The 25,609-nt window shown below is 54.6% G+C and carries 23 protein-coding genes; 5 read left to right on the top strand and 18 right to left on the bottom strand.

Going from position 1 to position 25,609, the window contains the following annotated elements:
- The first annotated feature begins 9 nt into the window (after positions 1 to 9).
- Both mfd and ldtC read left to right on the top strand, forming a co-directional pair.
- Positions 10 to 3,456: a transcription-repair coupling factor gene (gene mfd / locus C2U43_RS09995; RefSeq protein WP_103285050.1), complete on the top strand. Its 3,447-nt coding sequence runs from the start codon at positions 10 to 12 to the stop codon at positions 3,454 to 3,456.
- Between the two features lie 155 nt (positions 3,457 to 3,611).
- Positions 3,612 to 4,577, top strand: coding sequence for a L,D-transpeptidase LdtC (gene ldtC / locus C2U43_RS09990; protein WP_032944376.1), 966 nt, complete (start codon positions 3,612 to 3,614; stop codon positions 4,575 to 4,577).
- 86 nt (positions 4,578 to 4,663) lie between these two features.
- Here ldtC and bhsA read toward each other — a convergent pair whose 3' ends face one another.
- Positions 4,664 to 4,921, bottom strand: coding sequence for a multiple stress resistance protein BhsA (bhsA, locus tag C2U43_RS09985; RefSeq protein WP_003030810.1), 258 nt, complete (start codon positions 4,919 to 4,921; stop codon positions 4,664 to 4,666).
- 243 nt (positions 4,922 to 5,164) lie between these two features.
- On the opposite strand from bhsA, the gene comR reads away from it, so the two are divergent.
- Both comR and C2U43_RS09975 read left to right on the top strand, forming a co-directional pair.
- Complete coding sequence (gene comR / locus C2U43_RS09980; RefSeq protein ID WP_008784432.1) at positions 5,165 to 5,800, top strand: TetR family copper-responsive transcriptional repressor ComR; 636 nt, start codon at positions 5,165 to 5,167, stop codon at positions 5,798 to 5,800.
- Between the two features lie 254 nt (positions 5,801 to 6,054).
- On the top strand, positions 6,055 to 8,235 hold the full coding sequence (locus tag C2U43_RS09975; protein WP_103285049.1) for a TonB-dependent siderophore receptor: 2,181 nt from the start codon (positions 6,055 to 6,057) through the stop codon (positions 8,233 to 8,235).
- A 57-nt stretch (positions 8,236 to 8,292) separates the two neighbouring features.
- On the opposite strand, the gene C2U43_RS09970 is transcribed toward C2U43_RS09975, so the two are convergent.
- The 8 genes from C2U43_RS09970 to hinT form a co-directional block, all read right to left on the bottom strand.
- Entirely contained in the window at positions 8,293 to 8,832 is a 540-nt protein-coding gene (locus C2U43_RS09970) for a glycine zipper 2TM domain-containing protein (protein ID WP_003030814.1), read from the bottom strand.
- A 168-nt stretch (positions 8,833 to 9,000) separates the two neighbouring features.
- Positions 9,001 to 10,305 carry an NADH-quinone dehydrogenase gene (gene ndh / locus C2U43_RS09965; RefSeq protein WP_103285048.1) on the bottom strand — a complete coding sequence of 435 codons (1,305 nt, stop codon included), beginning with the start codon at positions 10,303 to 10,305 and terminating at the stop codon, positions 9,001 to 9,003.
- A gap of 236 nt (positions 10,306 to 10,541) precedes the next feature.
- Positions 10,542 to 11,084: an alpha/beta hydrolase YcfP gene (gene ycfP, locus C2U43_RS09960; RefSeq protein WP_003030817.1), complete on the bottom strand. Its 543-nt coding sequence runs from the start codon at positions 11,082 to 11,084 to the stop codon at positions 10,542 to 10,544.
- A 21-nt stretch (positions 11,085 to 11,105) separates the two neighbouring features.
- Positions 11,106 to 12,131 (bottom strand): beta-N-acetylhexosaminidase, encoded by a 1,026-nt coding sequence (gene nagZ / locus C2U43_RS09955; RefSeq protein WP_032943019.1) that lies wholly within the window; start codon positions 12,129 to 12,131, stop codon positions 11,106 to 11,108.
- Between the two features lie 10 nt (positions 12,132 to 12,141).
- Positions 12,142 to 12,966 (bottom strand): thiamine kinase, encoded by an 825-nt coding sequence (gene thiK, locus C2U43_RS09950; protein ID WP_103285047.1) that lies wholly within the window; start codon positions 12,964 to 12,966, stop codon positions 12,142 to 12,144.
- Entirely contained in the window at positions 12,947 to 13,588 is a 642-nt protein-coding gene (lpoB, locus tag C2U43_RS09945; RefSeq protein WP_008784426.1) for a penicillin-binding protein activator LpoB, read from the bottom strand. Before lpoB ends, thiK begins: the two co-directional genes overlap by 20 nt.
- A gap of 13 nt (positions 13,589 to 13,601) precedes the next feature.
- Entirely contained in the window at positions 13,602 to 13,976 is a 375-nt protein-coding gene (locus C2U43_RS09940) for a YcfL family protein (protein ID WP_008784425.1), read from the bottom strand.
- Positions 13,977 to 13,978: 2 nt separating this feature from the next.
- Positions 13,979 to 14,338 (bottom strand): purine nucleoside phosphoramidase, encoded by a 360-nt coding sequence (hinT, locus tag C2U43_RS09935; protein WP_003030826.1) that lies wholly within the window; start codon positions 14,336 to 14,338, stop codon positions 13,979 to 13,981.
- Positions 14,339 to 14,686: 348 nt separating this feature from the next.
- Here hinT and fhuE point away from each other — a divergent pair, with 348 nt between their 5' ends.
- Entirely contained in the window at positions 14,687 to 16,873 is a 2,187-nt protein-coding gene (gene fhuE, locus C2U43_RS09930; protein WP_079934867.1) for a ferric-rhodotorulic acid/ferric-coprogen receptor FhuE, read from the top strand.
- Positions 16,874 to 16,895: 22 nt separating this feature from the next.
- Here the strand turns inward: fhuE and paaY are convergent, their stop codons facing one another.
- The 9 genes from paaY to paaE all read right to left on the bottom strand — a co-directional run bounded on the left by paaY (position 16,896) and on the right by paaE (position 25,603).
- Positions 16,896 to 17,492, bottom strand: coding sequence for a phenylacetic acid degradation protein PaaY (gene paaY / locus C2U43_RS09925; protein ID WP_103285046.1), 597 nt, complete (start codon positions 17,490 to 17,492; stop codon positions 16,896 to 16,898).
- Positions 17,493 to 17,503: 11 nt separating this feature from the next.
- A complete protein-coding gene (paaX, locus tag C2U43_RS09920; protein ID WP_199771091.1) occupies positions 17,504 to 18,430 on the bottom strand; it encodes a phenylacetic acid degradation operon negative regulatory protein PaaX in 927 nt (308 codons plus the stop codon).
- Positions 18,431 to 18,587: 157 nt separating this feature from the next.
- On the bottom strand, positions 18,588 to 19,907 hold the full coding sequence (gene paaK, locus C2U43_RS09915) for a phenylacetate--CoA ligase PaaK (protein ID WP_003832244.1): 1,320 nt from the start codon (positions 19,905 to 19,907) through the stop codon (positions 18,588 to 18,590).
- A 28-nt stretch (positions 19,908 to 19,935) separates the two neighbouring features.
- Entirely contained in the window at positions 19,936 to 21,141 is a 1,206-nt protein-coding gene (pcaF, locus tag C2U43_RS09910) for a 3-oxoadipyl-CoA thiolase (protein ID WP_103285044.1), read from the bottom strand.
- Positions 21,141 to 21,563: a hydroxyphenylacetyl-CoA thioesterase PaaI gene (paaI, locus tag C2U43_RS09905; RefSeq protein ID WP_003832239.1), complete on the bottom strand. Its 423-nt coding sequence runs from the start codon at positions 21,561 to 21,563 to the stop codon at positions 21,141 to 21,143. The genes pcaF and paaI overlap by 1 nt, the downstream gene beginning before the upstream one ends.
- Positions 21,556 to 22,974, bottom strand: coding sequence for a 3-hydroxyacyl-CoA dehydrogenase PaaH (gene paaH / locus C2U43_RS09900; RefSeq protein WP_103285043.1), 1,419 nt, complete (start codon positions 22,972 to 22,974; stop codon positions 21,556 to 21,558). Before paaH ends, paaI begins: the two co-directional genes overlap by 8 nt.
- 3 nt (positions 22,975 to 22,977) lie before the next feature.
- Positions 22,978 to 23,766: a 2-(1,2-epoxy-1,2-dihydrophenyl)acetyl-CoA isomerase PaaG gene (gene paaG, locus C2U43_RS09895; RefSeq protein WP_103285042.1), complete on the bottom strand. Its 789-nt coding sequence runs from the start codon at positions 23,764 to 23,766 to the stop codon at positions 22,978 to 22,980.
- A gap of 2 nt (positions 23,767 to 23,768) precedes the next feature.
- Positions 23,769 to 24,536, bottom strand: a complete 768-nt coding sequence (gene paaF, locus C2U43_RS09890; RefSeq protein ID WP_048226908.1) for a 2,3-dehydroadipyl-CoA hydratase PaaF — start codon at positions 24,534 to 24,536, stop codon at positions 23,769 to 23,771.
- Positions 24,533 to 25,603: a 1,2-phenylacetyl-CoA epoxidase subunit PaaE gene (gene paaE, locus C2U43_RS09885; protein WP_048235630.1), complete on the bottom strand. Its 1,071-nt coding sequence runs from the start codon at positions 25,601 to 25,603 to the stop codon at positions 24,533 to 24,535. The genes paaF and paaE overlap by 4 nt, the downstream gene beginning before the upstream one ends.
- Positions 25,604 to 25,609 lie beyond the last annotated feature (6 nt).

Here is a 25,609-nt window from a genome sequence, read left to right as displayed (position 1 = left end):
GACAACCGAATGCCTGAACAACATCGTTACACGCTCCCGGCGAAAGCTGGCGATCAGCGCCAGTTAGGTGAGCTTACCGGTGCCGCCTGCGCAACGCTGGTCGCCGAAATCGCCGAACATCACGCGGGTCCAGTGGTCCTGATCGCGCCGGACATGCAAAATGCGCTGCGTTTGCATGATGAAATTCGTCAGTTTACTGACCAGATGGTGATGAACCTGGCCGACTGGGAAACGCTACCCTACGACAGCTTTTCTCCCCATCAGGAGATTATCTCCTCGCGGCTCTCCACGCTGTATCAGCTGCCTGCCATGCAGCGCGGCGTGCTGATCGTTCCGGTAAATACACTGATGCAGCGCGTTTGTCCGCACAGCTATCTGCACGGTCATGCGCTGGTCATGAAAAAGGGCCAACGACTTTCACGTGATGCTCTGCGTGAACAGCTGGACAGTGCGGGCTATCGCCATGTTGATCAGGTCATGGAACACGGCGAATATGCCACGCGCGGCGCGTTGTTGGATTTGTTCCCGATGGGCAGCGAGTTGCCTTATCGTCTGGATTTCTTTGATGACGAAATCGACAGCCTGCGTCTGTTTGATACCGACACCCAGCGCACGCTGGAAGAAGTCGATGCCATTAATTTGCTTCCCGCACACGAATTCCCGACTGACAAAACGGCCATCGAACTATTCCGTAGCCAGTGGCGCGATACCTTTGAGGTGAAACGCGACGCCGAACATATTTACCAGCAGGTCAGCAAAGGCACGTTACCTGCGGGTATTGAATACTGGCAACCGCTGTTTTTCAGCGAGCCGCTGCCGCCGCTGTTCAGCTACTTCCCCGCCAATACGTTATTGGTGAATACCGGTGATATCGAGACCAGCGCAGAACGCTTCCAGGCCGATACCCTGTCGCGCTTTGAAAATCGCGGTGTTGATCCGATGCGCCCGCTTCTGCCGCCGGAATCGCTGTGGCTGCGGGTTGATGAGCTGTTTTCTGAACTTAAACGCTGGCCGCGCGTTCAACTGAAAACCGAGAGTCTGGCGAACAAAGCAGCGAATACTAACCTCGGGTTCCAGAAGCTGCCGGATATCGCCGTTCAGGCACAGCAAAAAGCGCCGTTAGATGCGTTACGTAAATTCCTTGAAGGCTTCACCGGTCCGGTGATTTTCTCGGTGGAAAGTGAAGGCCGCCGTGAAGCACTTGGCGAACTGCTCGCCCGTATCAAAGTGGCGCCGAAGCGGATATTGCGACTCGATGAAGCCGTAGATAACGGTCGTTATCTGATGATTGGCGCAGCTGAGCACGGCTTCATCGATAGCAAACGCAATCTGGCGCTGATTTGTGAAAGCGATCTGCTTGGGGAACGCGTGGCGCGCCGCCGCCAGGATTCTCGTCGCACCATCAACCCGGATACCTTAATTCGTAACCTCGCAGAGCTGCATCCCGGTCAGCCGGTGGTGCATCTGGAGCATGGCGTGGGTCGTTATGCCGGTATGACCACGCTGGAAGCGGGCGGCATAACCGGTGAATATCTGATGCTCACCTATGCCAACGACGCCAAACTGTACGTGCCGGTGTCGTCACTGCATCTCATCAGCCGCTATGCAGGTGGCGCAGAAGAGAATGCGCCGCTGCATAAACTTGGCGGCGATGCCTGGTCACGTGCCCGACAGAAAGCCGCTGAGAAGGTGCGCGATGTTGCGGCAGAGCTGCTGGATATTTATGCCCAGCGCGCGGCGAAAGAAGGCTTTGCCTTTAAGCATGACCGTGAACAGTATCAGCTGTTTTGCGACAGCTTCCCGTTTGAAACCACGCCTGACCAGGCGCAGGCGATTAACGCGGTACTCAGCGATATGTGTCAACCGCTGGCCATGGACCGCCTGGTCTGCGGCGACGTCGGCTTTGGTAAAACCGAAGTCGCGATGCGCGCGGCCTTTCTCGCCGTAGAGAACCACAAGCAGGTTGCCGTGCTGGTGCCGACCACCCTGCTCGCACAGCAGCACTTCGACAACTTCCGCGACCGCTTTGCCAACTGGCCGGTACGCATTGAGATGTTGTCCCGTTTCCGTAGCGCCAAAGAGCAAGCGCAGATTCTGGAGCAAGTTGCCGAGGGAAAAATTGATATTCTCATCGGCACGCACAAACTGCTGCAAGCGGATGTGAAGTTAAAAGATCTGGGTCTGCTGATTGTCGATGAAGAGCACCGTTTCGGCGTTCGCCACAAAGAACGCATCAAGGCGATGCGCGCAGATGTCGATATTCTGACCCTGACGGCAACGCCAATTCCACGTACGCTCAATATGGCAATGAGTGGCATGCGCGATCTGTCGATTATCGCCACGCCGCCCGCTCGTCGTCTGGCGGTCAAAACCTTCGTGCGCGAATACGACAACCTGGTGGTACGCGAGGCGATCCTGCGTGAAGTTCTGCGCGGGGGACAAGTTTATTATCTGTTTAACGACGTCGAAAACATCCAGAAAACCGCTGACAGATTAGCTGAACTGGTGCCGGAAGCGCGTATTGGTATCGGTCACGGACAAATGCGCGAGCGCGAACTGGAACGCGTGATGAATGATTTCCACCATCAGCGTTTTAACGTGCTGGTGTGTACCACCATTATCGAAACCGGGATCGACATCCCCACCGCTAACACCATCATCATCGAACGAGCGGATCACTTCGGTTTAGCGCAATTACACCAGCTGCGCGGTCGTGTGGGACGTTCTCACCACCAGGCTTACGCCTGGCTGCTGACGCCGCATCCGAAAGCAATGACCACCGACGCGCAAAAACGTCTGGAAGCCATCGCCTCGCTGGAAGATTTGGGCGCAGGTTTTGCGCTGGCGACCCACGACCTCGAAATTCGCGGCGCCGGGGAGTTACTGGGTGAAGATCAGAGTGGTTCCATGGAAAGCATCGGCTTCTCACTGTATATGGAACTGCTGGAAAACGCGGTCGATGCGCTCAAAGAAGGGCGTGAGCCGTCACTGGAAGATCTCACCAGCCAGCAAACCGAAGTTGAGCTGCGCATGCCGTCTCTGCTGCCGGATGACTATATCCCGGATGTAAACACCCGACTGTCGTTCTACAAGCGCATTGCCAGTGCGAAAGGCGAAAACGAACTGGAAGAAATTAAGGTTGAGCTGATAGACCGTTTTGGCTTGCTGCCCGACCCGGCTCGTACGCTGCTGGATATCGCCCGTTTACGCCAGCAGGCGCAGAAACTGGGGATCAGAAAGCTCGAAGGCAATGAAAAAGGCGGTACCATTGAATTTGCCGAGAAAAACCACGTCAACCCGGTCTGGCTGATTGGTTTACTGCAAAAGCAGCCGCAGCACTTCCGTCTGGACGGTCCAACCCGGCTGAAATTCATGCAGGAGTTGAGCGAGCGTAAAACGCGGATCGAATGGGTCCGCCAGTTTATGCGTCAGCTTGAAGATAACGCCGTAGCATAAGCATAGTGAACAGGCCGGGTGAGCACACCACTCACCCGGCCTGATGAATTTACAAACTCTTTGCACTTCCCTGCACTTCCCGACACAGCAAACAGCCATAATTCTCGTTTACTTTTACATAATAAAAACCACGTAAAAACAATGGATTTATGGTGATGTTAAACAATAAACGACTCTCTCGCTGGCTCGCGTTTTTTACGCTTGCAGCGACATTCGCATTAGCACTTCCGGCTCAGGCAAACACCTGGCCGCTGCCGCCACCGGGAAGCCGTCTGGTGGGTCAGAATGCCGTTCACGTTGTTGAAGACAATGGCGGTTCTCTGGAAGCGATTGCGAAAAAGTACAATGTCGGCTTTCTCGCGCTGCTGCAGGCCAACCCTGGCGTTGACCCTTACGTACCACGTCCGGGCAGCGTTTTGACGATCCCGTTACAAACTCTGCTACCTGATGCCCCGCGCGAAGGTATTGTTATCAACCTCGCCGAACTGCGTCTTTATTATTACCAGCCGGGGACCAATTCGGTGACCGTGTATCCTATTGGTATTGGCCAGTTAGGTGGTGACACGCTGACGCCTACGATGGTAACCACCATCTCTGATAAACGCGCCAACCCCACCTGGACGCCGACGGCAAATATCCGCGCGCGATACAAAGCAAACGGGATTGACCTGCCTGCCGTTGTGCCTGCCGGTCCGGATAACCCGATGGGCCATCATGCGATTCGCTTAGCGGCATACGGCGGCGTGTACCTGTTGCACGGTACAAATGCTGATTTTGGCATCGGAATGCGCGTCAGTTCCGGCTGTATTCGTCTGCGCGACGGTGATATCGAAACCCTGTTCCGTCAGGTAACGCCCGGAACTAAGGTCAATATTATCAATACGCCGATCAAAGCATCCGTTGAGCCTAACGGCGTGCGCCTGGTGGAAGTACACCAACCGCTGTCCGAAAAAATCAATGACGACCCGCAACTGCTGCCGATCGTGCTGAACGCGTCCATGCAGACATTTAAAAATGCGGCGCAAACAGATACCGCCGTCATGGATCATGCGATGGAGATTCGCTCAGGCATGCCGGTCGATGTGACCCGTCATCATGACGTTGCTCAACAACCGCTGTAAACGTAGTGTATAAAAAAACCCCCGCTGGATTTTATTCCGCGGGGGTTTTTTATTTAACTCGCAGTGGCATTGCGATGGGTTAAATCTTATTTGTAGATAACAGCAGTTCCGTGAAGAGTGTTAGGACCGGTAACGGAAGTAATACGGAAAGACTTCGCACCCATCTCATCGGCTTTCTGCGCCAGTTGATCTTCCAAAGAACCTAAGTTAGTCCCCGCATTCGCAGAAATAGTACCGACTTTCTCTTGGCCCGCAGGAGTGGATTGAACTTCAACAGCGGCAAAGCTTGCAAATGACAGTGAGCTAAGAACAGCAGCGACAAACAGTGTTTTTACGTTTTTCATGATAGTGACCTTTAGCAGATGAATGGGTGTCGAAAAGATTAACTTAACGATCGATAGGTAAATCATAGATGTGATCCAGGTCACACGTCAACATTTTTTTATAATGATCGTTATATAAAATATAAAGGTCTTATTTTTCATACTAATAGCTATAAATTATTTTTATCGTGAATCCGCTGGAGTGTGCAGTCGAATATTTTTATAATGGTTATTCAATAAACCCAACAAAGGTACATCGGCGCCATGACAACTGAAACGACAGGTTGTGCAAAAAAAAGCCGTGGCCGACCAAAAGTGTTCGACAGGGAAGCCGCGCTTGATAAGGCCATGACACTCTTCTGGCAGCACGGATATGAAGCGACCTCGCTCGCCGATCTCGTGGAAGCCACCGGCGCAAAAGCGCCCACGCTGTATGCGGAGTTCACCAATAAAGAAGGGTTGTTCCGTGCCGTACTGGACCGCTACATCACCCGCTTTGCGGCGAAACACGAAGCCCAGCTGTTTTGTGAAGAAAAAAGCCTTGAGTCCGCACTGGAAGACTATTTCACCGCTATAGCGACCTGCTTTACCAGCAAGGACACCCCGGCGGGATGTTTCATGATTAATACTTCTGCGACGCTGGCAGCCTCTTCCCGCGATATTGCACACACGGTGAAATCCCGCCATGCAATGCAGGAACAGACGCTTACCCAGTTCCTTCACCAGCGCCAGCAACGAGGCGAAATTCCGGCCCATTGCGACGTGCAAAAACTGGCCGAATACCTGAACTGTATTTTACAAGGTATGTCGATCAGCGCCCGTGAAGGCGCAACGTTTGAAAAACTGATGCAGATCGCACACACAACCCTGCGACTGTGGCCCGAACTCGTCAAAGCTTAAGCCTTTCCCGCAATTCCCCCCTGTACTCACACCACCGGGAGCTGATAAAGCCCCCGGTTAGATTCCCGTTCTATTGTCCCTACATTTCTCATTGTTTTCATCGTGTTACCCGATCATTTTTTGTAAAAAGTATTGATAACGACAATTATTATCAGCAATATTCGCATTTGTTTTAATGCCTGTTTCACAATGTAACCATCGGTTTCTCTACCGCTATAACAAAAACAGACCGACTTTTTTTAAAAGGAATACAAATGCATAAGCGTCTCTGGGTGCTCAATCCTCTTCTGTTATCTTTAACTCTACCCGCTGTTGCGGCTGAGGAAGAGAACCTCATCGTCAGCGCCAACCGTAGCCAGCGCACCGTGGCAGAAATGGCGCAAACGACCTGGGTTATTGAAGGAAGCGAGATTGAACAACAGGTTCAGGGAGGAAAAGAGTTCAAGGATGTTCTTGCTCAGCTAATCCCAGGAATCGATGTTAGTAGCCAGGGACGCACAAACTACGGCATGAACATGCGCGGTCGCGCCATTGTCGTGCTAATTGACGGCGTCCGTCTGAACTCCTCGCGAACCGACAGCCGTCAGCTTGACTCCATTGACCCATTTAACATTGCGCATATTGAAGTCATTTCAGGCGCAACCTCTCTTTATGGCGGTGGCAGTACCGGCGGATTAATCAACATTGTCACCAAAAAAGGTCAGCCGGAGCGTGAAGTAGAACTCGAACTGGGGAGCAAAAGCGGCTTCAACAATAGCAACGATCATGATGAACGCGTTGCCGCGGCGGTGAGTGGCGGAACCGATCGCGCTTCCGGGCGTATGTCCGTCGCGTATCAACGATTTGGCGGCTGGTATGACGGTAATCACGATGCCCTGCTGCTCGATAACACCCAAACCGGGCTACAGCACTCCGATCGCCTGGACGTCATGGGCACAGGGACGATTGAACTTGACGACAACCGTCAGTTGCAACTGGTTACGCAGTACTATAAAAGTCAGGGGGATGACGATTACGGGCTGGATCTCGGCGAGAACATGTCCGCCGTGACCGGAAACGGCAAAGCATATACCAGCAGCGGACTGAATTCCGATCGTATTCCCGGCACCGAACGTCATCTTATTAGCCTGCAATATTCAGATGCGGATTTTTTTGGCCAGAACCTGGTCAGCCAAATCTATTACCGTGACGAATCGCTGAAATTCTACCCCTTCCCTACGCTCAGCAAAGGCAAAGTCACCAGTTTCTCCGCATCACAGCAGGACACAGACCAGTTTGGTGCCAAAATTACCCTCAACAGCCAGTTGATGGATAACTGGGAGCTGACGTGGGGTGTCGATGCCGATCACGAAACCTTCGACTCCAATCAGAAATTCTTCGATCTGGCCTGGTCCCTGCCCTCCGGCGGCATGGACAACCGTACCGCTTATACCACCGGACGTTACCCCGGTTACAGCATCACCAACTTCGCGCCTTTCCTGCAAAACAGCTATGACATTAACGATATCTTTACCCTCAGCGGCGGCGTGCGCTATCAGTGGACCGAAAACAGGGTTGATGATTTCGTTGGCTATGCTCAACAGCAGGGAATCGCGACCGGGCTTGCGAACTCTGCCGATACTATTCCGGGCGGCAAAACCGATTACGATAATTTCCTGTTCAACGCCGGTATCCTTGCCCACCTGACCGACCGTCAGCAAACGTGGTTTAACTTTTCTCAGGGCGTGGAGCTTCCGGACCCAGGGAAATATTACGGTAACGGTACCTATTCGCTGGTTGGCGATCATTACCAGCTCCAGCGCAGCGTCAACGTGGCGGATTCACGTCTGGAAGGGATTAAAGTTAACTCGTACGAACTGGGGTGGCGCTACACCGGCGATAGTCTGCGCACGCAACTGGCCGCTTACTACTCGACTTCAGATAAATCGATCGTTATCAACCGTAGCGATATGACCATTAACGTTCAGCCCGACGATCGCCGCATTTATGGCGTTGAAGGTGCGGTGGATTATTTCATTGCGGACACGGACTGGAGCCTGGGTGGCAACTTCAACGTCATTAAATCGGAAGTGAAACAGAACGGTAAATGGCAAAAATGGGATGTCACGCTGGCCTCACCGTCCAAAGCAACCGCGTGGGTCGGCTGGGCACCAGAACCGTGGACCTTGCGCGTACAGAGCCAGCAAACATTTGATCTGACCGACGCCAGCGGTAACAAGCTGGATGGCTATAACACGATGGACTTTATCGGCAGCTATCAGCTCCCGTTGGGTAAGCTGACCTTCAGCGTGGAAAACCTGCTGAATGAAGAGTACACCACACTGTGGGGACAACGTGCGCCACTACTGTATAGCCCAACCTACGGCAGCCCGTCACTGTATGAATACAAGGGCCGGGGTCGTACTTTTGCTCTGAACTACGCCTTAACCTTCTGATAAAAAAAGCCCCCCAGCCTGAGCGAATGGGGGGCTAATGTTCAGGATAATGCTATTTTACGCTTTGTTATTCAGTACCAACTGTCCGTTGTTATCCAACGGAATTTGCGCGCCGGGGTCCTTATCCATACGGATTTTCCCCTGCTGATCGCCAATTTTGTACGTCACGTCGTAGCCCAGCATCTTTTCAGATTTGTCATACACCGTTTTACAACGCTGCTGCGTGGTGGTGTAAGTATCGTTTTCCTGCATCGAACCCTGAATCTGGTTACCTGCATAGCCGCCGCCTAAAGCACCGGCCACGGTAGCAATATCTTTACCACGTCCACCGCCAAACTGATGCCCAATAACACCACCCGCAACCGCGCCCAGTACGGAACCCGCGATACGGTTTTCATCTTGTACCGGCTTGCGGTGGGTGACCGTTACGTTCCGGCACTCCTGACGCGGTGTTTTTACCGACTCTTTAATCGGTGTTGCAGAGACAACTTGCGCATACTGTGGGCCACGCTCGAAAACGTTCAGACTGGCCACCGCTGCAACACCCAGCGCAGCAGCTACGCCAATCCCTATACCCGCCAACATTGATTTATTCACGGGACTACCTCCTTTTTTGCTATTAGCAACAACTTTGCAACAGAAGGTAAGGAATGCCAATCAGATTACGGATGAAAATAGCGGGAGGTGGAGCGAAAGCGGAATGATTCAGACAACTCTGAAGGAAGGCGTCGGATGCGTAAAATCATCCGACGCCACAGGTCGATATTAATGCAGTTTCAGACGCGGGCGAATCACCCGGTTGATACTGCCGACCAGCATCATCAGCCCGGTTTTGAAGTAGCCGTGCAAAGCAATCTGGTGCATGCGGTACAGTGAGATGTACACAAAGCGCGCAATACGTCCTTCCACCATCATCGAACCACGGGTCAGGTTGCCCATCAGGCTACCCACGGTAGAGAAGTTAGAGAGCGAGACCAGAGAGCCGTGATCTTTGTACTGATACGCTTTCAGCGGCTTACCGTTCATCTGTGCCAGAATATTGTTCATCGCGCAGGTCGCCATCTGGTGTGCTGCCTGAGCGCGCGGAGGCACAAAACCGCCTTCCGGGCGAGCGCAGGAAGCGCAGTCGCCAATCGCGTACACGTCAGGATCGCGCGTGGTCTGCAGAGTTGGCTCAACCACCAGTTGGTTAATACGGTTCGTTTCCAGACCGCCAATGTCTTTCATAAAGTCTGGCGCTTTGATACCCGCCGCCCATACCATCAGATCGGCTTTAATGTATTCGCCATCTTTGGTGTGCAGTCCGCCTTCATCAGCGCTGGTTACCATCGTCTGGGTCAGTACGCGTACGCCCAGTTTGGTTAACTCATTATGCGCAGCACCGGAAATACGCGGCGGCAACGCAGGCAGAATACGCTCACCGGCTTCGACCAGCGTAACGTTCAGCGCGTCATTGGTCAGCCCTTTGTAACCATAGCTGTGCAGTTGTTTTACCGCATTGTGCAGCTCAGCGGAGAGTTCAACACCCGTCGCACCGCCGCCCACAATGGCGATATTCACTTTTCCGTTAGCGCCCAGATTCGCGGAATACTTCAGGAACAGATTCAGCATCTCCTGGTGGAAACGACGCGCCTGATGCGGGTTATCGAGGAAAATGCAGTTTTCTTTCACGCCAGGGGTGTTGAAATCGTTAGACGTACTGCCCAACGCCATCACCAGCGTGTCATACGGCACTTTACGCTCAGGAACCAGTAGCTCACCCTTCTCATCGCGCAGCTCAGCGAGAGTAATGGTCTTCGCTTCACGATCGATATCCACCACCGAGCCTAACTGGAACTGGAAGCCATGGTTACGGGCATGAGCCAAATAACTCAGCGCATCCACACCTTCGTCCAGTGAACCCGTCGCCACTTCATGCAGTAACGGTTTCCACAAGTGACTGTGGTTTCTGTCTACCAGTGTGATTTTGGCCTTTTTCTTACGCCCGAGTTTTTTACCCAGCTGCGTCGCCATTTCCAGTCCGCCAGCACCGCCGCCGACAATCACGATCCTTTTCAATGGTGTAGTCAACGTGACCCCCTCAAATTTATTAACCAATTGTTAATTAAAAGTTATGAGCATAGCCTTTAATTAACAACAAGTTACGGCAATGAAAATGTTCTTCGAGAGTGAGAATAACACGAACGGTGCATTGGTCATACCAAAATTGATATGTATCAAGTTTTGATGCTGAAAAGATAGACAACCGGAACTTTAAGAACAAAAAAACCAGCCCGATGGCTGGTTTTTTACACACTCAATAAGGATTAACCTAACGTCTTGAACGCTTTAATGCGCTGCAAATGCGGAGAGATATTCTTAAACTTATGCGTCTGCTCTTCGTCCCAGACTATCTCGTAAAAATGATGCAGCTCTTCCGACGAACGCTGACTGTTAAGCGCTTCATCATGACGTGACAGGATCACCAGGCAGCGATCGCGATTCTTCTCACGGAAATTGGTCACGCATTTTGTTGCGATGTCTGCATACTCCTCAGGTCTGTCGATTTTGCCTTCCATGTTCTCATACGGGAACAGGTTGGGATTAAACACTACCTGACGAATATCACACAGGAAACCAATCCGTTCAGCCCAATATCCCCCGAGCCCCACACCACAAATCAGCGGACGGTCATCCACATTCAGCTGCAGCATTTTGTCCACTTCTTTCAGCAGATGCTGCATATCATGTTTAGGATGCCGCGTACTGTAGCTAATCAGCCTGACATCCGGGTCGATGAATTGCAGCTGCAACACCTTCTCATGGTTGCCCGGGCTGTTAGAGTCAAAACCGTGTAAATAGATAATCATCGCATCCTCGCCAAACTTGCGTTAATGACCTGCTTTCTCTTCCTGCCAGCGCTCATGAAGCTGGTTAAGCTGAGCGCTTACCGTCTTCCAGCGTGCCGAGTCCATCAGTTCCTGACGTGAAAATGAACCTTTATGATACAAACGTGTAACACGTTCTGCATTGATCGGCGACAGATTATCTAACACACTGACCGCTCCCTTACGATTATTGCAGACCAGGATCATATCGCAACCTGCATCCAGCGACGCCTGTCCACGCTCCGCATAGCTTCCCATAATCGCCGCCCCTTCCATCGACAAATCGTCGGAGAAAATGACACCATCGAAGCCAAGCTCCTGGCGTAGCACCGTTTTCAACCAGTGAGGTGAACCACTCGCCGGACGCGGATCGACATCACTGTAGATGACATGCGCAGGCATAATGGCATCCAGTTTGTTTTCCGTAATCAACGTCTGGAACACGGACATATCTTTCGCACGAATCTCGGCTTCTGGGCGTGGATCGGTTGGGGTTTCTTTGTGTGAATCCGCCGTCACCGCCCCATGTCCTGGGAAATGTTTACCGGTCGTTTTCATGCCAGCAGCATGCATCCCGTCAATGAAGCGGGTCGCCATCGCCAGCGCTTTTAGCGGATCGGCATGGTAAGAACGCTCGCCGATTGCCGCGCTGATATGGCCCACATCCAGCACGGGTGCAAAGCTGATATCAATGTCCATCGCGATCATTTCGCTGGCCATCAACCACCCGGCGTCCTGAGCCAGTTTGCCGCCCTCTTCCAGACCATGCAACGCAGCAAAGGATTGAGCCGCAGGCAGGCGGGTAAAGCCCTCACGAAAACGCTGTACGCGTCCGCCTTCCTGATCTACCGCCACCACCAGATGGTTACGTGACGCAGCCCGGATCTGACGCACTAATTCACGCAGCTGTTCCGGGTCATGATAATTTCGGGTAAAGAGGATCAACCCACCTACCAGCGGATGTGCCAGAATCTCACGCTCTTCAGCGTCCAGCTCATACCCTTCGACATCCAACATTACTGGGCCCACACTGCTCTCCTTATCCTTTCATTGTTAGCTGCCGCCAGGTTTCATCGGCCAGCCTGATAAATTGTCGATCGCCGGTTTGCCGCCAGCGATACTCAAACCACCCCGCCTTCAGCATCATTATCCAGGGTTGCCATTGTCTGACCTGTCGCCACAAAACGTCTGGCTCAATGTGCGCTCGTTGGGCGTAGGTGCTAACCAACTGTTGGTGCTGGGATTCATCGCTAACCCATACTGCCGCCAGCTCCAGGGCAATATCACCGTCTCCGGCGTATTCCCAGTCAATCAGCCGCAGTCCTGATGCCGTATGTACGATGTTGTCACCGTGAACATCCATATGCAGCGGCCCCAGGCGCAAAGGTCGAGGCTCACCTCGTTTCCTTAGCCGCTTCAGCGCGCGCAGCCAGCATGGTGTACGACGCGCCGGATCGCCACACTGCCAGTACTGTTCAAGTAGCGGAAGCAGGTTGATTCGCCAGCCCAATCGGGGTTGCTGGTGCAGATGATACAGTAAGCCTGCGAGTTCGTCGGCGTCCGGTAATCTGGATTCTACCTTACCGTGAAAAAACTCGACTGCCATCCACCCACGCGTATAAAAGTGAGGACGTGGCGCAAGGCTTTCTGGCAGGTGTTTTAGCGCATGATATTGGCGTAAGAAATGAGATTCCGGCGCGTCAGGGTCGTGATGGCAGCGCAGTACCAGCCGGTGGGAACGGTGTTCAATGATGCAGCTCCCGCCGCTCAGGCCGGTTTGGCTGGTTGCGACGGGATGATACTGCGGGAAATAACGCGACAACACTTCGCCGCGCGTGAGTCTGTTATTGTTGCTGAACGGCACCTTTACCTGACCAGATTATCTCGCCAGTTTGTACCAGCATTAATTGCATTTGCAGCGCAGGCGAATTGACGTTGCCGGATGCGCTGGAATAAAGCACATACTGCGCGCCAACGTTACGGGCGATACCAATCGCTTTACTGCGCGTTCCCAGACTGTCATTCGGCGACAGACCTAACTGCTGTTTGGCGACAGCCAGCTGTTGGGCAGAAATCAGCGTAAACTTACCGTTATTCGCCAGCGCGTTACGTAAGGTTTCGGTGGCTTCACCCGCGTTCAACGAGCCGTTGGTGCGGTTATTCACGCTATCAACCAGCAGAACGCCGCCCGCTTTGACGCCGTCTGCCTGCAGCATTTTGCCGACCATCGGCTGCATAGCCCCGTTCCAGTCATAGTGACGTTGACGTGGCGTAGGCTGCGCCGTTTGGTCCTCGTGCTCAATTGGGCCCGGCTGCTGCGGTATGCTTGGCACCGTTGGCACAACCGGCACCGGCTGTTGCGGCTGCGCAGGCTGTTCCGGTACCGGCTTCACTTCCTCTACCGGCGCGGGCTCACGTTGCGCCACACAGCCAGAGAGAAACATCGCCAGCGCGGCAATCAGTGCGTAGCGATTCATTTTGTTCATCAAGATTCACCCCTTACAAATAAAGATAAAGTCTAACCTTGTGCGCCCCCAGAAAATTGGCGCTGCCGTACAGCGTCACCGACGAATGAGCCGGAATAGTCACACTGCGTGGCGCTTCCAGAGGGTGCATTTCCAGCCCTCTGGCGTCATACCAGTAAAACCGATAATGAACGGTAACGGGTTCTTGTCTTTCGTTATAGAGTCGAGAGGATGCCGAAGCCTGAATATCAGACGTTGTTAACGTGGGCTGCTCTGCTGTAATACCCGCCGCCAGAATTGTTGATTCCATCACCAGCGACTGTTCATCACTTACCGGGATTTCAGGATGTGTTCGACAACCCGCCAGCAACAACAAGCCCAGTGAAAGCGCAATGCATCCTCTGGTCATGCTTACAGACCTTTATGCGCAAGCATTGGGCCAAGCGCACGTCCACCCAGCAGGTGCATATGAATGTGATACACCTCCTGCCCCCCGTGGCGGTTGGTGTTCATGATTAAGCGGTACCCATCTGCAGCAATGCCTTCCTGCTCAGCAATTTTCGCCGCAACGGTGATCATGCGGCCCAATGCCTGTTCATGTTCCGCCGTCACATCATTGACAGTTGGGATCAGAATGTTAGGAATGATCAGGATATGCGTTGGTGCCTGAGGGGAAATATCACGAAACGCAGTGACCAGTTCGTCCTGGTATACGATATCCGACGGAATCTCACGACGAATAATTTTGCTGAATATAGTTTCTTCTGCCACGACGTTTTCCTTTTTCATTATCAGCCCAAGCGTTTTGTCATGCTACGCCGGGTAACTCTGCGAGTATAGAGTATGAGCGAGTTACTAACGCTCTTTCAACTTTAACCCTCGATTTTTTAAGCGAAAACCCCAGTCAGTGCTGCTCTTATAACCATTTCCCTGCGCTATTGCTCAAGCATAGTACTGAAACAATATTTCATTTATGCCGTAGCATCTGTTTACACATTGAGTGCTAATGCGTATATTTCGCATTTGTATTTACATGCGCACTTAATAATTTACAACCAAAGGGTTCATCACACTACCGGTGATTCGAACTTAATATTAATAATTATCAAGGACTTTTCGATGTCTTTCACAACACTCAACGGGAATGTTCAACGCCAACCGGGGCTTGCCCCTTCTTTGCTGGCAGCATGCATCACGCTAGCCCTTTTACCTTCCACCAGCCTCGCAGCCCCTGCAGAAGAGACAGTGATCGTGGAAGGTTCTGCTCCTTCGGCATCCAGTGAGGAGCAAGATTACAGCGTTAAATCAACGACCGCTGGCACAAAAATGCAAATGACACAGCGCGATATTCCGCAATCGGTCAGCATTGTCAGCCAGCAACGCATGGAAGATCAGCAATTGCAAACGCTGGGCGATGTGATGGACAACACGTTGGGGATAAGCAAAAGCCAGGCGGATTCAGATCGCAGCAGCTATTACTCGCGCGGATTTCAGATTGATAACTATATGGTCGATGGGATCCCGACCTATTTTGAATCCCGCTGGAATCTCGGTGACGCCCTTTCTGACACCGCCCTTTTTGAGCGTGTCGAAGTGGTCCGTGGCGCAAACGGGCTAATGACCGGGACGGGTAACCCTTCAGCCTCCATTAACATGATCCGTAAGCATGCCACCAGCCGCGAGTTCACCGGTAATGTTTCAGCGGAATATGGCAGTTGGAACAAACAACGCTATGTGACCGATCTGCAAAGCCCGCTTACAGCAGACGGCAACGTGCGCGGCCGCATCGTGGCGGGTTACCAGAATAACGACTCCTGGCTTGATCGCTACAATAGCGAAAAAATGTTCTTCTCCGGGATTGTCGATGCCGATTTGGGTGACACCACCAGCCTGTCTGCAGGCTATGAATATCAGCGCATTGATATCAACAGCCCAACCTGGGGTGGATTGCCGCGCTGGAATACCGATGGCAGTAAAAACAGCTACGACCGCTCGCGTAGCACTGCGCCGGACTGGGCTTACAACGATAAAGACTTCAACAAAGTGTTTGTCACCATCAAACAACGTTTTGCCGATACCTGGCAGGCGACCATGAACGCCACCCACTCCGAGGTCAAGTTCGACAGTAAAATGATGTACGTCGATGCCTATGTTAATAAGGCCGACGGCACGCTGATTGGCCCATATGGTAACTATGGTCCAGGATATGACTACGTCGGAGGAACCGGCTGGAACAGCGGCAAACGTAAAGTGGATGCTGTCGATCTATTCGCCGACGGCGGTTATGATCTGTTTGGTCGCCAGCATAATCTGATGTTGGGCGGCAGCTACAGTAAACAGAATAACCGTTATGAAAGCTCGTGGGCGAACGTTTTCCCCAACGAAATCGGCAGCTTCTATACCTACGATGGTAACTTCCCGGAAACCAACTGGAACCCGCAGTCATTGGCTCAGGACGATACCACGCACATGAAATCGCTGTACGCCGCAACGCGTATTTCGCTGGCCGACCCACTACATTTGATTGTCGGCGCGCGTTACACCAACTGGCGTATCGACACCCTGACCTACAGCATGGAGCAAAACCACACCACGCCGTATGCGGGTCTGGTCTATGACATTGACGATAACTGGTCTACCTACGCCAGCTATACCTCAATCTTCCAGCCGCAGAACAAGCGCGACAGTTCCGGTAAATATCTCTCTCCGATCACCGGCAACAACTATGAGCTTGGCCTGAAGTCCGACTGGATGAACAGCCGTTTAACCACCACGCTCGCGGTGTTCCGCATTGAACAGGATAACGTAGCGCAATCAACCGGTGTGCCAATCGCCGGTAGCAATGGCGACACGGCCTTTAAAGCGATGGATGGTACGGTCAGCAAAGGGGTCGAATTCGAGATTAACGGTGCGATCACTGATAACTGGCAGATGACGTTTGGCGCGACACGCTATGTTGCTGAAGACAACGAAGGCAATGCAGTAAACCCGAATCTGCCGCGGACCACGGTCAAACTGTTTACCCGTTATCGCCTGCCAGCCATGCCGGAACTGACCGTCGGCGGTGGAGTTAACTGGCAGAATCGTGTTTACAGCGATACGGTCACGCCTTATGGCACATTCCGCGCGGAACAGGGAAGCTACGCCCTGGTAGATTTATTCACCCGCTACCAGGTAACAAAAAACTTCTCAGTGCAGGGTAACCTTAATAACCTGTTCGATAAAACCTACGACACGAATATCGACGGTTCTATCGTTTATGGTGAGCCGCGTAACGTCAGCGTTACCGCCAGCTATCAGTTCTGACACCGGGTATTGCGTAGAATCGCTAACTCGCTGACTTAGGTTGCAAATTCTCATCAAACTCCAGCCGCTTTCTGTCGGGTTCTACCGCAGTCAGCGGCTTCACTTCTGCAAGCGTCTGCTGACAGCGCTCCACCAGCACCTGATACTCGCGAGTACCCTGTTTTTTCCACACCAGTTCCTGCTCAGTTAACATGCGAATCGCTTTCGCCGGGCTGCCGACAATCAGATGGTTGGCGGGCATCTCAGCGCGCGCTTTCACAAACGCCGAAGCACCAACGATACTGTTTTCACCGATGGTCGCGCCATCGATAATCACCGCGCTCATGCCGATCAGCGCGTTACGCCCAATCACACAGCCGTGCAGAATCGCGCCGTGGCCGATATGTCCGTCCTCTTCCACCACCGTATCCTGGCCGGGAAATCCGTGCATCACGCAGTTATCCTGGATATTCGCCCCATCTTTAACCACGATACGCCCAAAATCTCCGCGCAGGCTGGCGTTGGGACCAACATAAACACCTTTGCCGAGAATGACATCGCCAATCAGCACTGCGGTTGGGTGAACATAGCTTTCTGCAGGAACTACCGGGATCATCCCGTCAATCTGGTAAATCGGCATGGCTTCTCCTGTTACACCTCGGCTAATCCGCCGAAGCGTTGATAATAGAGCGGACCCGGCGCGGGCAGTTCCCCCACCGAGCTCTCGCCTTTTTCGCTGACGAAAACCTGGGCGCCGAGCGCAACACGTTGATAAATATTAATGCACAGCTGACGCGCCGTCTGACCCAGCCAGTGAGCAGGCAACAATTCTTCCGGCAGCAGCGGATCTTTGAGCACAACCCGACGATAGAAGTGAATGAGCAACAGGCGGATCTGGAAGCAGCGCTCTGGCGTAAGTTCGTCCGGCCCGGCGTCACGCAGTAGCGGTAACAACGGACGGAACAGCATGATAAACGCCTCGTACATGGCATTTTGTTCGGTTAAGTGCCAGCACCCTTCTACCCGCTCACGCAGCGCAGCGCGGGAGAGTGCCAACGGCGAATGCGCCTCAAAAACGATGACGTTTTCCGCTACCCCAGCTTCATGAAGCAGCGACTGTACGTCCGCCAGCTTTTGCGATGGCGACGCCAGCAGACTCGGCGCCAGTACGCCAAAACCTTGCCATAACAGCTGCTTTTTAACTTCGGCCAGGGTATTTTTCTCCAGCCCCTCCGACAGCAGCAGCAGCCAGGTACCGTCCCACTCAGGGGCGCTGGCACGGTAGATTTTGCTCTCGGCGCGGCGCGTCAAGCGTAGCCCTTTATCACTCAGGCGGTAGAAACTGCGGCGGCCGATACGTACTACGTCCAGCCATTCTTCTTTATTAAGGCGAAACAGCGCGGTACGTACAAAACGCTCACCGAAGCCAAGCCCTTCCAGCAGCGCGGCAACGCTACCGAGCCAGACTTCTCCACCGCGTTGCGATAAACAGTCCCCGTAAAGCGAGGCGATAAGAGAGGTGCCGCTGACCGGCATTACGGTTACCGCCTGCTGAATAAAACTATCGAGTTTTTCCATATGATTCATACTGTTGTCTTTTTTGTCCTTTTTGAATCATAGCACAGGATAATTTCCGCGATATGGCAGGAATTTGTAGGCCGGATAAGGCAACGCCGCCATCCGGCAACTTGTGCGCTCTCGCCTGGTGGCGCTGCGCTTATCAGGCCTACGAGTCTTAACCGTTGGCGGCAACTTTGCGCAGGTCGAACACCCGGCACGCCTTTCCTTCTGAGCGCGGAATGCTGCCGCAGTTAACAATGCTTACGTCCGTTGAAATACCAACCATCGACTTAATACGATGACGCAAATGATGGCAAATCTGGCAGCGCTGCTCATGGCTTAGCACCAGGCTACTCTCTTTAAGCTCCACGCGTACCGAAAGCGAATCAAGATGTCCTCGGCGATCCACTTCCAACTGGTAATGCGGAGCCAGATGTTCAATCTTGAGGATCTCTTCTTCCACCTGCGATGGGAAGACGTTGACGCCGCGAATAATCAGCATATCGTCGCTGCGCCCGCTAATGCGATCCATACGACGCATCGTGCGCGCGGTACCCGGCAGCAGGCGCGTCAGGTCGCGGGTACGATAACGAATGACCGGTAGCGCTTCTTTCGTCAGCGTGGTGAACAGCAGTTCGCCGTGCTCGCCGTCGGCCAGTGGCGTACCGTCATCCGGATTGACCACTTCCGGGAAGAAATGATCCTCCCATATTGTCGGACCATCACCCGTTTCGATGCACTCCATCGCCACGCCCGGCCCCATCACTTCCGAGAGGCCATAAATATCCAGCGCCGTAATACCCAGACGACGTTCGATCTCCGCGCGCATCCCCGTTGTCCACGGCTCTGCGCCAAAGACACCGGTACGCAGCGAACAACCCCGCGCGTCACCGCCCATCTGGCGCTCCAGCTCTTCAATCAGGTTCAGACAGTAGGATGGCGTGACCATAATCATGTCAGGTTTGAAATCGCGAATCAGCTGCGCCTGTTTCTCGGTTTGACCGCCGGACATCGGGATAACCGTTGCCCCCAGGCGTTCCGCGCCGTAGTGCGCGCCCAGTCCGCCAGTGAAAAGGCCATAGCCATAAGCGACGTGGATTTTATCTTTCGCGGTACCGCCTGCGGCACGCAGCGAGCGGGCGACGATGTTAGCCCAGGTATCGATATCATTTTGCGTATAGCCCACCACCGTCGGTTTACCCGTGGTGCCGGATGATGCATGGATACGCACCACCTGCTCCATCGGTACCGCGAAGGTGTCGAAGGGATAGTTGTCACGCAGATCCTGCTTGGTGGTGCAGGGAAACTTGCTCAGATCGCTCAGCTCACGGAAATCATCCGGGTGAACCCCCGCCGCGTCGAACTTACGGCGGTACATCGGGACATTTTCATAGGCGTGTTTTAACGTCCATTTCAGGCGCTCGGTTTGCAAAGCCTGTAATTCGTCACGCGATGCGGTTTCAATCGGATCTAATTTTGTTGTTGTCGTTGTCATTTTGTAGGGCACTCGCAGGTCAATTAGCTCACACTCGCTCAAGGATCATGGCAATGCCCTGACCCACGCCAATACACATCGTACACAGCGCATAACGTCCATTGCGTCGTTCCAGCTCCAGCGTTGCAGCCAGCGCTAACCGCACACCGCTCATCCCCAGCGGGTGACCTAAAGCGATAGCCCCCCCATTGGGATTCACGTGTTCTGCGTCATCTGCCAGTCCAAGCTGTCTCATCACACCCAACGCCTGGGCGGCAAAGGCTTCATTCAGCTCAATCACATCCATATCGTTGATATTCAGCCCGGCGCGCTCCAGCACTTTTCGTACCGCAGGAACTGGCCCAAGCCCCATAAACTTCGGCTCCACGCCCGCCGTCGCCATCGCGACAATGCGTGCACGTGGCGTTAGTCCCTGGGCCTTTATGTGTTGCTCGCTGGCTACGATCATTGCTGCCGCGCCGTCGTTCACCCCAGAGGCATTGCCTGCGGTGACCACGCCGTTCTTACGAAACGGTGTTTTCAGTTGTGCGAGTTGCTCCAGCGTGGTTTCTGCACGCGGATGTTCATCTTCACGTACTGCGCTAACTGCCCCTTTCTTGCCAATGATTTGTACCGGCACAATTTCCTGCGCCAGAATGCCGTCACGCAGGGCTTTCGCCGTGCGCTGCTGGCTGCGATACGCAAAGGCGTCCTGGTCCTCTCGGCTTATATTTAACAATTCAGCTACATTCTCCGCCGTTTCCGGCATGCTGTCAGTTCCGAATTGTTGCTGCATGAGCGGGTTCACAAAACGCCAGCCAATGGTGGTATCAAACATCTCGGCCTGACGCTGAAACGGCGCGGTGGCTTTGCCCATTACAAACGGCGCGCGTGACATTGACTCAACACCACCAGCGATCAGCAGGTCGGCATCACCGGCTTTGATCGTGCGAGCAGCGAAGCCGATTGCATCAAGCCCTGAGCCGCACAGACGGTTGATGGTCGTGCCGGCAACGCTGTGCGGATAACCCGCCAGCAGGGTCGCCATATGCGCCACGTTGCGGTTATCCTCGCCCGCCTGGTTGGCGCAACCGAAGATCACATCGTCAATAGCGCTGGGATCCAGGCGTGGGTTGCGGTTGAGTAATTCACGCAACGGGATGGCCGCCAGATCGTCGGCACGCACGCCTGCCAGCGCCCCGCCGTAGCGACCAATCGGGGTACGAATACCGTCACAAATAAATGCGTCACGCATTAGACTTCTCCTGTAATCGTGCCACCGATGCGGTGGGATTTGCCGCGAAACAGAGCCACGGTTTTGTGTTGCTGATTGACAATTTCAATGTCGTAAACGCCAGTGAGTTTGCCTTGCTGCTTGACCCGCGCGGTGGCGGTCAGTTTGTCACCTGCAAAGGCCGGACGCAGAAAGTCGATACTGGCCGCTGAGGCTACTGCCGCCAGTCCCTGACTGTTGCAGGCGTAAGCAAAGGCAGTATCCGCCAGTGAAAACAGTTGCCCGCCGTGACAGGTCTGATGGCCATTCAGCTGCGACGGCGACACGGTCATAGTCATCTGCGAATAACCGTCGTCCATCTCAATAATTTCAATCCCCAGCGCCTGCGCGCAGGTGTCTTTCACATACATGGCGCGGGCGTTGCGCCAGGCTTCGTTACTCATGACGCATCTCCATCAGCGCTTTCTGGCGCAGCAGCGCACTCGGGCGATAGCGTTCTTCGCCGTAGTGCTGTTGTAGATTTTCCAGCAGACGAAGCACACGTCCCCAGCCGAGCGATTCGCCCCAAGCCAGCGGCCCGTGCGGGTAGTTGACCCCCAAGCGCATGGCGGCATCGATATCCTCGGCGCTGGCGACTCCTTTTTGCAGCGTATCCAGCGCTTCGTTCGCCAGCATCGCTACCGTGCGCCATACCAGCAGCCCTGGGTAGTCGGCAATACGCAGCACTTTTTTGCCCTGCTGCTGGAAGTAGTACACCGCTTTGTCGGTGGCTGAAGCCGGGTTGGTTGGTGCGCTTGCCAGCACGACGGTGTCGCCCGCAGCATGGTCATACACCACCACCGGGCGCTGGTGCTGCACGCTTAAGGCCAGCGCGGTTTCACCGGTAGTTTCAAGGAGCAGCACATCATCCAGTTCAGTGACAACGTCACGCTTGATATTTTTTGCTGCATTTTTAGGCGCTACCGCTGCAACAGCCAGTTCAGGCGATACTTCAGCAGGCCAGCGATAGACGCCGTGGCCGCTCTTCTTTCCCAGACGCCCCGCCAGAGCGAGCTCCTGTTGCAGCAAAGACGGTAGAAAACGGCGGTCCTGCCAGAAGGCGTTAAACACCGAACAGGTCACGGCAAAGTTGACGTCCTGACCAATCAAGTCGGTCAGCGCCAGCGGTCCCATCGGGAAACCGCCGCCGTCACGCAGAGCCGCATCAATCACTTCCGCTGACGCAACCTGTTCTTCCAGCGCGCGCCAGGCTTCAGCGTAATACGGACGTGCCACGCGGTTGACGATAAAACCCGGCGTTGAGCGGCAGCGCACCGGCTGCTTGCCCCAGGCGGTTACGCACTGGCAAAGCTGCTCGACTACCTCGGTTGAGGTGGCAAGCCCGCTCACCACTTCCACCAGTTTCATCACCGGTGCCGGGTTAAAGAAATGCAGCCCCGCCACACGTTCCGGATGCTTCACTCCCGCCGCAATTGTGGTGATTGAGATCGACGAGGTATTACTGGTTAGCAGCGTTGACGGCAAACAGATCTCCGCCAACTGACTAAACAGCGCTTTTTTAATTTCCAGCTGCTCGGAAGCGGCTTCAATCACCAGTTGTGCATCGGCAAGCTGATTCAGTTCAGTCGCGGGAGCGATCCGTGCCAGCAGCTCACTGGCCTGTTCCGCACTGATTTTTCCACGACCAACACGAACGCCGAGTCGCTGGCGAATACCCTCAATGGCGCGAGTAATCGCCTCAGCGGAAATGTCATACAGCAGGACCGAATGTCCGGCGCTGGCAGCCACCTCGGCAATGCCTGCACCCATTGTTCCGCCGCCGATCACGGCAACGCGGGGAAGAGTTTGCGTCATGGCTTATTTCCCGCTGAACTGTGGTGGACGTTTGGCGAGGAAGGCGCTGACCCCTTCGCGGTAGTCGTCGCTGCGACCGGCCATGCGCTGGTAGTCGCGTTCAAGCTCAAGCTGCTGATCCAGCGTGTTGGTTTCGGAAAGCTGCAAGGCTTTCTTAATCAGCCCCAGGCCATAGGTCGGCTGCGTCGCGAAATGGCGCGCCATGGTCAACGCGGTATCTTTCAACTCGGCATCGTCGACCACTTGCCAGATCATGCCCCACTGCGCGGCCTGTTCGGCGCTGAGGTTATCGCCAAGCATCAGCAAACCCACGGCGCGAGCGCGACCGGCTACGCGCGGCAGCACCCAACTTCCGCCGCAGTCCGGCACCAGACCGAGCTTGCTGAAGGCCATGACAAACTTCGCCGAGCGCGCGGCGAGGACGATGTCGCAGCCCAAGGCCAGCGTGGCACCGGCACCAGCGGCAACGCCGTTGACGGCACAGATAACCGGCTTCGGCAGCGCGGCTAAGCGGCGCACCAGCGGGTTGTAGAAGCGTTCCACCGACATGCCCAGATCCGGCGCGGGGCCGCTCGGGTCAACGTTACGGTCGTTCAGATCCTGTCCGGCGCAAAATCCGCGTCCGGCGCCGGTGATCAGCAGGCAACGAATGGTGTCGTCGCGCTCGGCCTGTTTCAGGCAATCGGCAAGCTGCTGGTGCATCACGTCGTTAAAGCTGTTGAGTCGGTCCGGGCGGTTCAGGGTGATAGTCATCACGCCCTGCTCCACTTCGCTGAGAATAAATGCGTCCACGATTAGCGTCCTTTAAATTCCGGCGTGCGTTTTTCTAAAAAGGCGCTGACGCCTTCACGACGATCTTCGGTGCCGCTCAGCAGCGTAAACAGCTGACGTTCCTGCACCAGACCGGCCTGGAGACCCACTTCTTGCGCAGCGCGTAGAGACTGTTTTGCCGCCCGCAGCGCCAGCGGTGAGTGACGGGCGATGGTCGCCGCCAGCTTGAGCGCGTATTCATCGGAGAGGTTCGCCGGGTGAATGTCACTCACCAGCCCGGCCTGTTGCGCTCGTTCGGCATCAATGCTTTCACCGCTCAGCACCATTCGGCTGGCCAGCGCTTTGCCAACACAACGGATAAGCCGCTGCGTACCGCCCGCCCCTGGCATGGTGCCGAGAGTAATCTCCGGCAGACCAAAGCGGGCGTTATCCCCGGCAATCACCAGGTCGCACAGAAGAGCCAGCTCGCACCCGGCTCCCAGCGCGTAACCGTTAACCACCGCGATCAGCGGCTTGTTGAAGGCATCAATACGTGCCCACAGGCGTGGGCGAATATCGTCGAAAGTGGCGGGCAGATCTTTTTCCGCCATTTCGTTGAGATCGGCTCCGGCAGCGAAGTAGCGCGGGTTGCCGCTAATCACGCAAACGCTGATGCTGGCGTCCGCCGCCGCGCTTTCCAGCGCGTCAGCAATCTGCGTTAGCAGCGCATTGTTCAGGGCGTTGCGCGCCTGCGGACGGTTCAGGGTCAGTTGCAGTACACGGTCGTGACGGGAAATCAGCAGTTCGCTCATGCCATCCCCCGCGCATCGAAGTCGACCACTACGTCACCGCTGGTTGGCAGCGCCTGGCAGCTCAGCACATAGCCCGCCGCCAGTTCATCGGCTTCAAGGCTGTAGTTGGCGGCCATCGCCACCTCGCCGCTGACCACCTTACATTTGCAGGTGGCGCACACGCCGCCTTTACAGGCGAACGGCAGGTCAGCGCCCTGGCGCAACGCGGCGTCGAGAATGCTGTCATCTTCCGCACTCAGTGAAATCAGGCGATCGCGCCCATCCTGACGAAGGGTGACCGTGCGGCCTTCCGCCTGCACGCCGGTGGCGCGTTTCACGCTGGTCCCCGGCGTATTGAAACGCTCAAGGTGAATGGATTTTTCCGCTATGCCCAGTTCGCGCAGTGCCACTTCAGCTTCATCCATCATTGCCGATGGGCCACAGATAAAGGCGTCGTCAAAGCGGCTGAAATCGAGCAGGTTTTTGCCCAGCGCACGCAGTTTGTCGCCGTCAATACGACCCTGTAGCAGATCGCTGTCCATCGACTCCTGACTGAACAGGTGCACCACCTGTAAACGCTGCGGATAGCGGTCTTTCAGATCGGCCAGCGCCTGACGGAACATCATGCTGTGGCTGCTGCGGTTGCCGTAGATCAGGGTGAACTGGCTGGCCGGTTCGGTCGTCAGCGTCGCTTCAATAATCGCCATCATCGGCGTAATGCCGGACCCGGCGGCAATCGCCAGATATTCGGCTTCGCGCTCGGCCTGCGGCTGGTAGCCGAAGTGCCCCTGCGGCACCATCACTTCCAGCGCCATACCCTGCTGGATATCCTGCTGGGCATAGCGGGAGAAACGCCCACCGTCGATAGCTTTAACCGCGACGCTAATTTCCGACGGCGAGCGGCTGCGACAAATGGAGTAACACCGACGCAGCTCTTCTCCACCGAGGTGAGCTTTCAGCGTCAAATGCTGGCCCGGTCGAAAGGCGTAGTCATTACGCAGCGCGTCAGGAATGGTAAAAGTGATGGTCACCGCATCGCGCGTTTCCGCTTCAACGTTGGCCACGGTAAGCGAATGAAATGTTGTCATCGCAAC

It is taken from the genome of Citrobacter freundii complex sp. CFNIH9 (genome assembly GCF_002903305.1).
In the GTDB taxonomy this organism is placed as follows: domain Bacteria; phylum Pseudomonadota; class Gammaproteobacteria; order Enterobacterales; family Enterobacteriaceae; genus Citrobacter; species Citrobacter portucalensis.
This window is presented reverse-complemented; position numbering and strand designations above follow the sequence as displayed.